Here is a 13965-nt window from a genome sequence, read left to right on the forward strand (position 1 = left end):
CATAATTCAAGTTTATAATATAAAGATAGCATAAAAAATCAAAAAAAGTGTATTAGAACATGAAATAATTTATTGTATATTAACTAATAAATAACATATAAACTAAATATTAACAAAGTTTTAGCAAATTGTATTGACATAAAGTATTTATAGTGATAAAAATTTCCAAACACATTTGAATAATGCTAGGTAAAATTGGGAAGCAAGTGAGAATCTTGCACAGTGCCGCTACTGTATTAGAAGAGTGTTAATTCGTATACCACTGAGGAAACTTGGGAAGGTGAATTAGCATGATGAGGCTTAAGTCAGGAGACCGACTAGTATTTAAAATGTCATGAGCTTTTCGGACCAAAAAGCGATATTCTCAGACGTGTTTTTTTTGTGCCCTGAAATAGTAAAACTATATAAAAAAATAAGAATAAGGAAAAAAGTATCAAAACAAATCTGATGGTGTAGGAAATGAAATAGAGGTGAAAATATAGAAGTTACAAGGAATATAGCAAAGTTTTAATAAACAAAAAGAGCCTTTGTATTGTATGTTATAGTATGTGCGTTTAGCATAATTCTAAACGCTTTATATAACTACGATTGAAGCATACTAAATCTAAAAGAAATGGGAGGTTAAATAATGGTTCGTCTTTATACAGATGGCATAAACATTGGTTATGATGAGAGTTTAGTTGTGGAAGATATTAGTATAGAAATTCCAAACAAAAAAATTACTGTTATCATTGGCTCAAATGGTTGTGGAAAATCTACACTATTAAAAGCAATGACTCGTATTATTAAGCATCAGTCTGGGTCGGTTGTCTTAGATGGGAAAAATATATTGAAAGAAAACACTAAAATACTGGCTAAAAAAATGGCAGTTCTCCTGCAAACACCAGAATGTACAAGTGGGTTAACAGTCTGTGAGCTAGTATCTTATGGCCGCTTCCCTTATGAAAAAGACTTCGGACGCTTAACAAAAAAAGACTATGAAGTAATTGACTGGGCTCTAGAGGTTACAGAAACAAAAGACTTTAAGTTTCGTGCGATTGATGCACTATCAGGAGGTCAACGTCAGCGTGTTTGGATTGCAATGGCCCTTGCGCAAGAAACTGAAATTATCTTTCTTGATGAACCTACAACCTATTTAGATATGGCTCATCAACTAGAAGTTTTAGAACTTTTGCAAAAGCTAAATGTAGAACAGGGACGTACAATTGTTATGGTTCTTCATGATTTAAATCAAGCTGCTCGATTTGCTGACTATATTATTGCTCTAAAAGACGGGAAAATCGTGAAAGCTGGAAATTGTGAAGACGTTATTAATCAGAATGTACTGAAGGAACTATTTCATATCGATGCTGAAATTGGTAGAGATCCTCGAACAAATAAACCAATTTGCATCACCTACAATCTATTAAAAGGAGAATCCAAAAATGAAAAAAATATTAATTCCTATGCTACTAGTATTTGTGCTAACTTTTAGTGCTTGTAGCAACCAAACAACAGAAAAAGACAACACCTCAACTATACAGGAAGTTAAATCAGAAACGATCATATATGAATCTGAAAATGGTCCGATTGAGGTTCCTGCTGAACCACAACGTATTGTTGATTTAACTTGTCACACTTCTGGTAGTGTTATGGCTCTGGGTGGCAATATTGTTGGTGTAGATAAATATTCCAAAATGAATCCTTTATTTGAAAAATATAGTAAAGATGCTGTAGAAGTATCTGATGAAAGCTTAGAAAAAATTATTGAATTAGAACCAGATTTGATTATTGCCTCATCAACGAGTAATAGCATCGATAAATTGAAAAAAATTGCTCCTACTGTAACGTATACATTTGGAAAAGTTGATTATTTAACTAGTTTTCTAGAAATTGGTAAACTACTAAATAAAGAAAAAGAAGCGCAAGCTTGGATTGATGATTTTAAAATACGTGCACAAAGAGCTGGAGAAGAGATCAAATCAAAAATTGGAGCTGATGCAACGATTTCTGTTATAGAAGGGTATGAAAAACAGCTTTACGTATTTGGTGATAATTGGTGTCGGGGTACAGAAATTCTTTATGAAGAGATGAAATTAAAAATGCCGGAGAAAGTAAAAGAAATGGCTTTAAAAGACGGTTACTATGCATTATCGCCTGAGGTTCTTCCAGAGTTCGTAGGAGACTATTTAATCTTCAGTAAAAACTTAGATGCGGACAATTCATTCACAGAAACAGATACGTATAAAAATCTTCCCGCTGTAAAAAATAATCGTGTATTTGAAGTCAATGCCAAACAGTTCTATTTTAATGATGCACTTACCCTAGAGTACCAATTAGATTTCATTAAGAAAAGCTTCCTTGGTAACTAGTACTACGAGAGGAATTCTTAGCTGAAGAATTCTTCTTTTTTTTTCTATTATATATTATAAGAAAGGTGAGAGACTGATGATGGAAGAAAATCAACGTTTCATTTCATTCGTATTCAAGCTGTTGACGGCAATGCTTGTATTTGCTGGAATGTTTGTCTGGGCCATGATTCTAGGGGCAGCAGATATCTCAGTTAAAGATGTTTGGCTTGCTCTTACAACTAATGAAATTGGAGATAATATCTTGATTATCCGTGAAATCCGCTTTCCCCGTGAAATAGCAGCGATTTTTGTCGGAGCTGCATTAGCTGTGTCTGGCGCTATTATGCAAGGAATGACTAAAAATCCCCTTGCTGATCCAGGTTTACTTGGATTAACTGCAGGCGCAAATGCTGCACTGGCTATTACAATTGCATTTTTTCCTTCAGTTAATTATTTAGGAATTATTATTGTCTGTTTTATAGGTGCAGCTGTTGGAGGTATTTTCGTTTTTGGAGTTAGTTCAATAAAGAAAGGCGGATTTACCCCCTTTCGAATTGTGTTAGCTGGTGTAGCCGTTTCGACATTTCTAAACGCACTGGCAGAAGGTGTTGCTATTTACTACAAAATCTCAAAAGAAGTATCCATGTGGACTGCTGGGGGGATGATGGGCACTTCATGGAGGCAGCTTCAAATAATTGCTCCGTTTATTTTAATCGGTATACTCATTGCTCTTTTCCTTTCAAGGCAGCTTACCATTCTTAGTTTAAGTGAAGAAATTGCAGTTGGATTAGGGCAAAAGACAACACAAATAAAAGTTATGCTTTTTATAATAAACATTTTACTTGTTGGTGCTTCCGTTGCACTTGTTGGAAATATGGTCTTTATTGGTTTAATGATCCCTCATATGGCTCGTTTTATTGTTGGAACTGATTACCGATTTATCATACCTATGTCGGTCATTTTAGGATCTACTGTAATACTTTTTGCAGATACACTAGGCCGTACAATTAATGCTCCATTTGAAACGTCTGTAGCAGCCATTGTTGCAATGATGGGTTTACCATTCTTCCTATTCATTGCACATAAAGGAGGGAAAACATTCTCATGATTCAACCAACTTTAATAAAAAAACAGCGATTGATTATATCCATTTTACTAATACTAATCGGGATTACGATTGTTATCGGGATGGGAAAGGGATACTCCTCTCTATCCTATGATAGACTTATTCCAACTCTTCTGGGGCAAGGTACTTTTAAAGAAGAATTTGTTTTATTCTCTATCAGGTTACCACGAATTATAATTACATTGTTAGCAGGTATGGCTCTTTCCTTATCCGGTGCTATTTTACAAGGAATTACACGCAATGATTTAGCTGATCCTGGTATTATAGGTATTAATTCTGGAGCCGGGGTTTCCATTACCATTTTCTATTTGTTTTTCTCTGTTGATGCGGGTTCGTTTGTTTTTTTACTTCCTATAGTTGCTTTTATCGGTGCTCTCATTACGGCGTGTTTCATCTATGCATTTTCGTATCACAAGGATGAAGGTCTTCAACCCACAAGTCTAGTTCTTATTGGATGTGGATGTTCAATGGCACTTTCTGGATTGATGATTATACTTATTTCGTCTGCCGAACATATAGAAGTAGATTTTATTGCAAAATGGTTATGCGGCAATATTTGGGGGGCTGACTGGCCGTTTATTTTAGCGCTTCTTCCATGGTTAGCTATCCTGTTGCCTTTTACATTATACAAAGCAAATAGTTTAAATATTCTTGGACTTAGCGAACCTGTGGCCATAGGTGTTGGTATATCAGTAGAAAGAGAACGTATACAACTTCTATTAGCAGCCGTGGCACTAGCAGCTTCTGCAGTCTCCGTCACAGGAGGAATAGCATTTGTTGGACTAATGGCACCACATATGGCTAAAGCTTTAGTGGGACCTAGGAATCAATTATTTATTCCCGTTGCAATTCTGATTGGCGGATGGCTATTATTATTTGTGGACACAATTGGACGCTATGTAGTTGAAACTGATGGTATTCCAGCAGGTACTATGGTTGCTTTAATCGGTGCACCATATTTCATGTATTTATTATTAAAAAAATAAGAAAAAGACCGACCAGCAATACAAGGTGACTGAACCCGTTTAAGTAAAAAAATTAGATGACTCGATTTGATAATATGAAGATAGCACAAAATATCAAAAAAAGTGCACTAGAATATGAAATAATTTGTTGTATATTAATTAACAAATGAACTTATTATAATGGAAAAGATTTATCTATGTTCTTAAGTTCAAAATCTTTATATGGATTTTAAACTTAAAGAAGAAAGGAGCAAAATTCAATATGGACTATTATTCTTGTATGCGAAAATCAATAGATTTTATTGAATATAATATCATAAAAAATATCTCTTTGAAAGAAGTAGCAGATGCAGGTGGTTTTTCATTACATCATTTTCAAAGAATATTTAAAGCAATGACAGGGGATTGTTTAAGAGAGTATATAAGAAAAAGAAGACTTACTTGTGCTTCTTTTGAACTACTATATACAGATGCAAGGATTATTGAAATAGCATTGAAGTATCAATTTGGTTCTCAAGAATCTTTTACAAGGGCATTTAAAAAGGTATATAATAAAACTCCTGCTAAATATAGAAAGGATAAGAAAAATATAACCTATTACCATAGGGAAAAAATTGATGTTGAAAATATGAAACATATAACTGAAAACATTCAAGTAGTTTACCATTCGATGATTGAAAAGGAATTAAAGGTAGTTGGAGTTGAGTATGTGGAAAACTATAATATGTCTACTTTTAATAAAATGCTTAAGGATTTTATTGGTAGAAAAGATATAATTGAAAATGCTGTTGATTCTAATAAAATAATGGGTATTTGTTATTCTGATGTATCTGATTTTTATCCTGAAAAAAGAGTTCACTATATGTTTTGCACAGAGGTTAGTGATTTTAAAGAGATACCCAAAGGTATGGTAGCTAAAGTTTTACCCAGAAGAGAATATTTAGTCTTTATTCATAAGGCTTCAAGGGAAAAAATTGATGATACGTATAAATATATATATGGAAGTTTTTTACCTAAATCAGGCTATGAGTTATTAGAAGGTGAAGACATAACAATGTTTGATTATAAAAATAACAACGAAAGCAGATTATATGTACCAATAAAAAAAGAGAATAATACTAATAATTGAAAAAACATAACGGGATAAGATAAATATGTGAGCATTGAGTAAGTCGGTCTTCCTACAGCAACAGTATAGGATTTTGTTCATTTTCCATCTTTCCTGTGATATAAAAGAATTATTATTTAATCAGATTTATTAGTAGAACCAAGGTTTGCAAATGTACTTGCATTTAGAAATTGTAAAAATATAAATATAAAAAATATCAATGCAGGTCATACTATTGAGAAGGGCAGTTGTATGGATAGCTAGTTTGTGTTTGAAAACTGTGAGAATATAGATGTTGAAAAATCTAGGTTATTTGGATGTCTGTATTCAGGCGAAGTATCTGTACCTAAAGTAGATGTGGTAATAAAAAAATAGTAGTATTGGATGATAATAATTAATAATAGAGACCTATGCATATAAAATAGATAATAGCTAACAACGTAAAAAATCAAGTATGATTTATTCTCGTGAAATCATACTTGATTTTTTTACGTACATATTTGATTTAAAAGAACCTAAAAAATGATGCAGTTATTTATATATTATCTACTGTAGGCGGTTTTACTATGAAAGTTAAAATAGCACCTATTACAGCAAGTACAGCAGCTATCATAAATGTAGGTTTTAAGCCACCAGCATTTGCAACGATTATTGGACCAACTAATGCAGCTGCTCCATATGCTTGATAAACAACTCCGTAGTTTGCACCTAAATTTCTAATACCAAAGAATTCTCCTGTTATTGTTGGGAATACTGCTAAGAATCCTCCAAAGCAGAATGCAATACCAGCTAAGCAAGCAAAGAAAGTAATATATTTTAAAGTAACTACACTCATTGTGATCATTGATATAGCAGTTATTATAAACATCATTGTTACGACTCTTATTCTACCTAACTTATCTGAAAGTGTACCCCATATAAGTCTTCCTCCAGTATTAAATAGTGCAATCATAGCAACTGCATTTGCGGCTACTGAAGCTTCTAATCCAGCTAATTGAATACCAATATCTTTAGCAAGTCCTATAACTAAAAGTCCACTCATACATCCAAATAAATACATTACCCAAACAAAATAGAATGATTTAGTTTTAAGCATTTCTCCAACTGTAAAGACATTTTCTTTAGTTGCATTAGAATTCTTAGCAGCAGAGCCATATCCAGCAGGTGGAAGTATTAAGAATTGAGATCCAATTAAACCTAAAACAGCATAAATTATACCTAAATAAAGGAATGTTGAAGAAACTCCATTATTAACTAAAAAATGTTGAATTACAGATTTGAAAACTAATCCTCCAAGTCCAAAAGCACCAACTGCTATACCTGTAATAAAGCCTTTTTTCTCTGGGAACCATCTAACACAAGTAGATAATGGACAAACATAAGCAAACCCAACTCCAGCTCCAGCTATAACACCATAATAAATATATAATTGTGTAAGAGATGTAGCTGTAGAGGCTAGTATTAATCCTCCACCATAAAGTATAGCCCCAATAGTAGCAACTTTTCTTGGTCCTATTTTATCTTGTAATCTACCAGAAAAAATAGTTGAGAAAGCAAAAACGAAAACAGCAATTGAATAAGTAAGAACTACCTCACTTTTTTCCCAACCGAATGTATCCATAAGTGGCTGATTAAATAAACTCCATGTATAGATAGCTCCTATACACATTTGTAATAATACAGCGCCTAATACAACAAACCAACGATTCATTGTTTTGTTAGTCATTAATAATCCTCCTTTATAGTATAAGTTTTTTATTTAATGATAAAAAAATAATAATAGCTTAGATATTTTTCACCCTAATGTTTACTTAAGGATTAAATTGATTTTATAGATATTATATGATTATTTTATGTACAAAGGCAAGAGAAACTTATGTAATATTCGATTAATTGATAACGTAGAGGTGAAAACTTAGAATAGTTAACTTAAGCCAAGTAGATTTTTTTATGTAATAAAATTGTCTACTTCTATGTAGGCGTAGCTTCTAATATATTGTGTGTAATTATTATGGCAGTCTTTTTTCTTTTTTTATATGTTATAAATATCACCTGCTACATTGAGATATTTGAATAATTTATCAACTAAAAATGAAAGAATAATAGAAAAGAGTGAAGAAGATTAATTATTTATATAGCAGTAAGGGAGAAAAAAGAATGTTGAAATTAAATTATGAATCTAATATTTGGGAACTTGTTAATACAATAATAAAGGAAATCTTTCCTCAATTTTATAGGCAAGATTTGATAAATAAAAAAATAGACTATATAAATCAACTAGACGAAATATTTAATGAAATTGAAGAAGTATATAGAAATAAAAACAGATATAATATGCACTGGGCCTTTGATAATGCACAAACTAAATTTAATGATTTTTACTTGCAAATGACTGAAGGGAAAATAAAGTCTGAATTAGAATATTGTAAAACGAAAAAGAAAATATTAACTGAATTTGGAAAATTAGATAAAACGAATAGAAAAATGATTCATCAGATAAAAAGAAGATTCCGAATATATTCAACATTATCGTCTCTCGTGTCAATCGTTGATATTATGATTTCTTTAATACTGATTTTAGTAATTTCTGAAATAAGTCATAGGGGTGAATACTTTATTACTTCTGCTTATATGAGTTTTTTATTTGTTCTATTCTTTGCCTTACTTAAGGTTACTTTAGAAAGATACTATATAATGCCTAAAGTGGAAAAATGGGGATGGAAGCTATACAATAGGGGAACAAAAAAATTCAAGAAAAACTTATCAATTTTAACCGCAATGAGTCTTGTTATACATGAGTCAATTGATAGAAAACATGATACTTCTGAAGTGGTAAGCATACTAAGAACCAGCATAAAAGAATCAATCGGGGAATAGTAAGAAATAGCTATTTTGTGAGATTAAGATTGTATGTAGTAGATAGCAAAATTCCCTGAATTCATCATGTCAATTTAGGCCACTTTTTTTGGTCAGTAGTAACAGTAAGATATTGATTTTATGAGTAGATAAAGATACATTTCTGTCATATTGAACTTATATATATACTGGAAATTTACTAAAATACCAATGAGGTTAGAATATGTATAAAAACACAAAAGGTCAGCATCTCTAAAGATACTGACCTCGCTTGGGCAAGCGTTAGTGTATTGTTATTATACCATACTTACATTGAGTACACAAGAAAAATTCAGTTTATGGCCTGGCAGGGGACTAATATTATTAAAGCAGGAGCTATTTCTCCTGTTTTTTCTCTTTCATATTACTGCCATCCCTATTTCCAAAGGCAATCCCATAAGCAACCTTCACAATAGTGTTAAAAGCCTCATAACGCAAAGTATCAATACCTCATAATTATTGTGTAGAAAGGTGATGGTTAAAATACTTGATACAATGAAATAAGATAAAACTTTATCGTTTTACGATAAAAAAATATTGAAAATAAATAAAAAACATGTTATATTTACATTGTGAATTATTTGGTTGGATTATTGGATAGTGGGATGATAGAACTTTTGATTCAAAAAGACTACTGGCTAAACATAGTTTTATGTTGATAATTATAAGGAGGAGTATTAATTGGTATATGACATTGTAATAGTTGGTGGCGGTCCTTCAGGATCTACTCTTGCAAGAATGCTTGATGAGAAATACAAAGTACTGCTTATTGATAAAAGAAATCTCTATGATGAAATTAACTTTAAACGCGAAAAATGTTGTGGTGGATTATTAGCTCCAGATGCACAAAAAGTTTTAGCTCAATTTGGATTGGGATTACCTAAAGATGTTATAGTAGGCCCACAGATGTTTAGTGTTAGATCCATAGATATTGACAATCATATACTAAAGTACTATCAAAGACATTATATTAATGTTCATCGTGAAAAATTTGATAGATGGTTGCTATCACTAGTACCCCAAAATGTTCAGGTTATGACTTCTTGTATTTTCAAGGGTTATAGAGAAACTGAAGGCAATATTGAAGTTGAAGTATTTAATCAAGGTGTTACAGAAAAAATATCTACAAAATTACTTGTAGGGGCAGACGGTGCAACTTCAAAGGTAAGACGGATGGCTTTTGAAAATGATAAACTGCCAGACAGGTATGTTTCTATACAAAAGTGGTATAAGACATCAAAAGAATCTCCTCATTTCATTTCAATATTCGATGAAGAAGTTACAGATTTCTATTCCTGGGTAATTCAGAAGGAAGACTATGCCATTGTTGGAGCTGCCATACTGGATTATGCTAATGCCAATGAAAAATTTCAAATATTAGTTGAGAAACTGAGAAAAAAAGGTTATGAATTTGGGAAGTGTATTAAGCGTGAAGGGACTTGGATCATGAGACCAAGAAAGTTAAACCAAATAAATCTTTTCAAAGGTAATGTGGCTCTCATAGGTGAAGCCGGAGGATTTATTAGTCCAAGTTCTGCTGAAGGCATTAGTTACGCATTGAAAAGTGGAGCTATTTTAGCTGATTGCATTAATCATTCTATGAAAAATTATGGATTAAGATATAAGCGAAAAACAACAAAACTAAGGATTAATATATTTGTGAAGAACCTGAAATCCTTATTAATGTACAATAAATTTACTAGAAAGCTAATAATGAAGACTGGTGTATTAGCTATGGAAGTTCATAAGAATGTTTATTAAATAAACTATTGGTTGTCTTTCTTTTTTATAGCAAATACACATCTCTTTATATTTACCTATTATATAATTTTATGGACATTTGGGGAACTTAACGTTATAATCAAAATATTAAAAATGGAGAAAATCACAATAAATACATAAAAAAGAGGTGTGAAATTTATGGACCCTTTCGCTGTAATGCTTATGGAAAAGAATAAAGAGAGTGGTGTATTAGAAAAAGAAATAGAAAATTATACTATTTCTAACCATGGAAATTTAATTGAGAGTATTTACATGATACATGAAGAAGAAAAGGATCTTGTTTATGTAAAAATTACAACAGACAAAGATGTGGAAGATTGGGAGTTTCCTGCTATTTTAGATTATTATGATGAAGATACTTTAAAGAATGTAGCTTTGTCCTGCAAAGAAATAGAGGACACTTATAATCCAACTTGGGAAGTTGTTGTAGAGTTTATTCCAATACAAGATGAGATGCAAAAGAAATTACAGGCTTTACTAAATAAACATAAAGAACAATTAGATGAAGTGTATGATACAATTAAAGGTAAAAAAGAAGAATATAAATAAGTTGTATGGAATAAAAATGGAGAATATCATTGCGGATATTCTCTGTTTTTTTGAAATGGTTTTGTTCCGTATGAACTGTTTAATTTTCAAACCATATATTACTATTTATATAAAAGAATTATTATTTGATTTTCTGGAAATACCAAAAAGAGATACAGACAAAAAAGAAAATTTCTTTACTTTAGAGGGTGATGAAATAAGTACTAAAAAGTCTTTTAAAAAGGTTGGTACCCATCATGGAAGATTCCATGCTGATGAGGTAATGGCAACTGCAATTCTTAAGGGAATGTTTGAGATAGAATTAATAAGAACGAGAGATCCGAAGATATTAAGTGAATTGGATATAGTATATGATGTAGGTGGAGGGGAGTTTGATCATCATGGTGTTGAAAAGGTGTGTAGGGATGATGGTATCCCCTTTGCGGCCTGCGGATTGATATGGAGGAAATTTGGAAGAGGTGTTATACAATTCAAAGATCCATCCTTGAGTGAAGAGGATATTGAGTCAGTTTTTCAATATGTGGATAGAGTCTTAATTAAAGGTGTCGATGCACTAGATAATGGAATCAGGACAGGGGATGGAATAATACCAACCATGAATATATCATCAATTATATCGGGATTTAACCCACCATGGTATTCAGAGAAATCTGACGAAGAAGCATTTAATGAGGCAGTGGACACTGCATCAGTAATTTTAGAAAATACAATAAACCGTAGACTATCTGTATTGAAATCAGAAGAAATTGTGCTCAGGGCATATAAGAGTAGAATTATTCCCGAGGTTTTAATCCTTGATACATTTTGTCCTTGGGGAGAAACACTTGGATCTGTTGATGAAAAAGAGGAAGTGCTTTTTATAGTTTATCCAAGAAAAGATGATTATGCAATGCAGACGGTTAGAGACAAGGATGGAAAAGATAGAAAGTATCTGCCTAAATCCTGGGCAGGTAAAATGGATGAGGAGCTTGTAGCTATAACAGGAGTTAGGGATTCAGTCTTTTGTCATACAGGCAGGTTTATTGCAGTAGCCAGATCATTTAAAGGTATAATGAAAATGGCCCAACTGGCAATTAATGAACCACAAGAAGTGAAAGAAGGGAGATTCTTTAGATTTATTACAAGATTATTTTCAAGAAGATAATAAGATAGTATTTCAAATTTAAGGATACTAGATATTCTATATTTGATTCTTTAAAAGAAAATAAAATTAATAGGAAAGAAAGTATAGTAATCGTAAAAAACTCCTTCTTAGAAATTATATTATTAATAATTTCTAAGAAGGAGTTTTCATTTTTACTGAATCACAGATCTCTTAGACTACCAATTGCCTTAGACTAAAAATTGTTTTTTCTACGTTTTTTACTTTTTTTGGATTTATTATTCTTACTATATTTACTGTACTTACTATTCCTATTATTTTTACTATCATTATTATTTTTATTTACTTTTTTCATAGGATTATTATTGCTAATTTCTTTCTTCTTATGTTCCTTTGGAACATTTGGTTTTGTAACAGTACCCATACTAATTCTCTTGATTTTCATATGAATGAAATTTTCAAGAGCTTCAAGCTTTGCTTCATTCTTCATAGTTACAAAGGTATAGGCAACACCCAAATAACCTGCTCTACCAGTTCGCCCTATTCTATGGATATAGCTTTCAATATCATGGGGCATGTCATAGTTGATAACATGAGTGATTCCATCAACATCAACTCCACGGGCAGCAACGTCTGTTGCTATAAGGAATTTTACTTCATCATTTTTAAAAGACTTCATTACAAATTCTCGTTTGGATTGGGTTAAATCTCCATGAAGTGGAGCTACATTATACCCTGCATTAAGTAATTCTTCATATAATGCATTAGTTCTCATTCGAGTTTTACAAAATATAATTGCTTTTTCAGGATAATCTTGTTGTAGAATTTTTAATAAATCAGGAAGTCTTTTTCTATTTGAAGTTTCAACCACAATCTGAGATATATTTTCAAGAGTTATCTGTTTTTTTGGAGCAGTTACTTGTTTAGGATTTATTAAATATTTATGGGAAAAGTCATCTACCGTGTTACTCATAGTAGCAGAAAAGCACAAAGTTTGTCTAGTTTTTGGTAATTTACTTAAAATGGCATCAACTTCTCTATTGAATCCAATATGAAACATTTGATCAGCTTCATCTATCACAACTGTTTTCAGGTTATTGAAATTAATAGTACCTCTATTAATGTGGTCTATGATTCTTCCTGGTGTACCAATAACCAGTTGTACGTTGCCACGTAGTTTATGTAACTGAGCTTTAATATCTTGTCCACCGTAAGCTGCAAGTATGTTTAAAGATTTTGAGTGTGCAAGTTGTCTAGCTACGTCAGTTATCTGAATAGCAAGTTCACGGGTTGGGGTAATGATTAAACCTTGAATATTGTTATCTTCAATATGAAAGTTTTGAAATAAGGGAAGCAGAAATGCAAGGGTCTTTCCTGTTCCAGTTTGTGCTTCTGCAATTAAATCTTCATTATTTAAAATAACTGGAATACTTAAAGATTGAATTGGAGTAGGAGTAGTAATGCCTTGATTTTCAAGGGCATATACTAAATCATTTCTTATTCCTAATTTATAAAATGTAATCATATATATTGCCTCTCAGTTTATAAGAATGGTTTTAAATGTAAATCAATTTATTATATCAGAAATAAACAAAAATATCTTATAACTTTTATGATATTAGTTTAAACAAAACATACCGTCTATATGTCATTAGATTATTTTGTATTAAAATAAAGTATTTTGTACTACAATCGTACAAAGATAATAAAAAAACTTGTATAGTTTCAAGTTTCGACCTTTTCTTACAAGGAGATTATGATAAAATGTGACGTTGTTATTATGCTTAGAAAAGTAATAATTCATAATAAAGAAGATAAACAAATAAAAGTTGTTTCAAGGTAATGGAAATGAGGAGGAAAAAGGTTGAAAAGTTTAAAGCAAAAAGTCGTAATTCCAGTAGTATTATTATCTATGATAGGTTTTTTATCCTTGTCTACTTTTGTATATAATGAAGCTAAAGAAATAATTATTAAACATGTGGAAGAGATAGCTCGAAGTAAGGTTGAAAAGCTAGTAACACTTGTGGATGATAAAATTCATGAATGGAAAGGGGAAATAAACTTACTTGCCTCTGTAGATGTGGTAAAGAATATGGACATTGAAGGAC

Annotated in this window: 12 protein-coding genes and 1 riboswitch; of the genes, 10 read left to right on the top strand and 2 right to left on the bottom strand. The window is 31.5% G+C overall.

Features of this window, described 5'->3' with window-relative positions; genetic code table 11:
* The first annotated feature begins 166 nt into the window (after positions 1 to 166).
* Positions 167 to 336: riboswitch (cobalamin riboswitch) on the top strand.
* 292 nt (positions 337 to 628) lie between these two features.
* The 5 genes from CCE28_RS20795 to CCE28_RS20815 all read left to right on the top strand — a co-directional run bounded on the left by CCE28_RS20795 (position 629) and on the right by CCE28_RS20815 (position 5550).
* Complete coding sequence (locus tag CCE28_RS20795) at positions 629 to 1474, top strand: ABC transporter ATP-binding protein (RefSeq protein WP_095136001.1); 846 nt, start codon at positions 629 to 631, stop codon at positions 1472 to 1474.
* Positions 1425 to 2351 (top strand): iron-hydroxamate ABC transporter substrate-binding protein, encoded by a 927-nt coding sequence (locus tag CCE28_RS20800; RefSeq protein WP_095136003.1) that lies wholly within the window; start codon positions 1425 to 1427, stop codon positions 2349 to 2351. The genes CCE28_RS20795 and CCE28_RS20800 overlap by 50 nt, the downstream gene beginning before the upstream one ends.
* Positions 2352 to 2427: 76 nt before the next feature.
* Complete coding sequence (locus CCE28_RS20805) at positions 2428 to 3438, top strand: FecCD family ABC transporter permease (protein ID WP_095136005.1); 1011 nt, start codon at positions 2428 to 2430, stop codon at positions 3436 to 3438.
* 80 nt (positions 3439 to 3518) lie between these two features.
* Positions 3519 to 4442 carry a FecCD family ABC transporter permease gene (locus CCE28_RS20810; RefSeq protein WP_242973051.1) on the top strand — a complete coding sequence of 308 codons (924 nt, stop codon included), beginning with the start codon at positions 3519 to 3521 and terminating at the stop codon, positions 4440 to 4442.
* Between the two features lie 259 nt (positions 4443 to 4701).
* Positions 4702 to 5550 (top strand): effector binding domain-containing protein, encoded by an 849-nt coding sequence (locus CCE28_RS20815; RefSeq protein WP_176461955.1) that lies wholly within the window; start codon positions 4702 to 4704, stop codon positions 5548 to 5550.
* A gap of 514 nt (positions 5551 to 6064) precedes the next feature.
* Here CCE28_RS20815 and CCE28_RS20825 read toward each other — a convergent pair.
* Positions 6065 to 7255 (bottom strand): L-lactate MFS transporter, encoded by a 1191-nt coding sequence (locus CCE28_RS20825; protein WP_207652945.1) that lies wholly within the window; start codon positions 7253 to 7255, stop codon positions 6065 to 6067.
* A 431-nt stretch (positions 7256 to 7686) separates the two neighbouring features.
* On the opposite strand from CCE28_RS20825, the gene CCE28_RS20830 reads away from it, so the two are divergent.
* The 4 genes from CCE28_RS20830 (at position 7687) to CCE28_RS20845 (ending at position 11899) form a co-directional block, all read left to right on the top strand.
* Entirely contained in the window at positions 7687 to 8406 is a 720-nt protein-coding gene (locus CCE28_RS20830; protein ID WP_095136011.1) for a hypothetical protein, read from the top strand.
* Positions 8407 to 9105: 699 nt separating this feature from the next.
* Positions 9106 to 10185, top strand: coding sequence for an FAD-binding protein (locus CCE28_RS20835; protein ID WP_095136013.1), 1080 nt, complete (start codon positions 9106 to 9108; stop codon positions 10183 to 10185).
* Between the two features lie 183 nt (positions 10186 to 10368).
* Positions 10369 to 10755 (top strand): DUF6762 family protein, encoded by a 387-nt coding sequence (locus CCE28_RS20840; protein WP_141228403.1) that lies wholly within the window; start codon positions 10369 to 10371, stop codon positions 10753 to 10755.
* Positions 10718 to 11899, top strand: a complete 1182-nt coding sequence (locus tag CCE28_RS20845) for an MYG1 family protein (RefSeq protein ID WP_242973049.1) — start codon at positions 10718 to 10720, stop codon at positions 11897 to 11899. Before CCE28_RS20840 ends, CCE28_RS20845 begins: the two co-directional genes overlap by 38 nt.
* Before the next feature lie 193 nt (positions 11900 to 12092).
* Here CCE28_RS20845 and CCE28_RS20850 read toward each other — a convergent pair whose 3' ends face one another.
* Entirely contained in the window at positions 12093 to 13382 is a 1290-nt protein-coding gene (locus CCE28_RS20850; RefSeq protein ID WP_095136017.1) for a DEAD/DEAH box helicase, read from the bottom strand.
* A 339-nt stretch (positions 13383 to 13721) separates the two neighbouring features.
* On the opposite strand from CCE28_RS20850, the gene CCE28_RS20855 reads away from it, so the two are divergent.
* Positions 13722 to 13965, top strand: a 244-nt coding sequence (locus CCE28_RS20855; RefSeq protein WP_141228404.1) for a hypothetical protein, incomplete at its 3' end; no start/stop codon positions are given.

The sequence above is a fragment of the Anaeromicrobium sediminis genome (assembly GCF_002270055.1).
Lineage (GTDB): Bacteria > Bacillota > Clostridia > Peptostreptococcales > Thermotaleaceae > Anaeromicrobium > Anaeromicrobium sediminis.

Excerpts from the sequence above, each read along its gene's own strand:
- CCE28_RS20840 (WP_141228403.1), top strand. The coding sequence starts at position 10,369 with ATGGAAAAGAATAAAGAGAGTGGTGTATTAGAAAAAGAAATAGAAAAT.
- CCE28_RS20845 (WP_242973049.1), top strand. The coding sequence starts at position 10,718 with ATGATACAATTAAAGGTAAAAAAGAAGAATATAAATAAGTTGTATGGA.
- CCE28_RS20800 (WP_095136003.1), top strand. The coding sequence starts at position 1,425 with ATGAAAAAAATATTAATTCCTATGCTACTAGTATTTGTGCTAACTTTT.
- CCE28_RS20825 (WP_207652945.1), bottom strand. The coding sequence starts at position 7,255 with ATGACTAACAAAACAATGAATCGTTGGTTTGTTGTATTAGGCGCTGTA.
- CCE28_RS20810 (WP_242973051.1), top strand. The coding sequence starts at position 3,519 with ATGGGAAAGGGATACTCCTCTCTATCCTATGATAGACTTATTCCAACT.
- CCE28_RS20850 (WP_095136017.1), bottom strand. The coding sequence starts at position 13,382 with ATGATTACATTTTATAAATTAGGAATAAGAAATGATTTAGTATATGCC.
- CCE28_RS20805 (WP_095136005.1), top strand. The coding sequence starts at position 2,428 with ATGATGGAAGAAAATCAACGTTTCATTTCATTCGTATTCAAGCTGTTG.
- CCE28_RS20795 (WP_095136001.1), top strand. The coding sequence starts at position 629 with ATGGTTCGTCTTTATACAGATGGCATAAACATTGGTTATGATGAGAGT.
- CCE28_RS20830 (WP_095136011.1), top strand. The coding sequence starts at position 7,687 with ATGTTGAAATTAAATTATGAATCTAATATTTGGGAACTTGTTAATACA.
- CCE28_RS20815 (WP_176461955.1), top strand. The coding sequence starts at position 4,702 with ATGCGAAAATCAATAGATTTTATTGAATATAATATCATAAAAAATATC.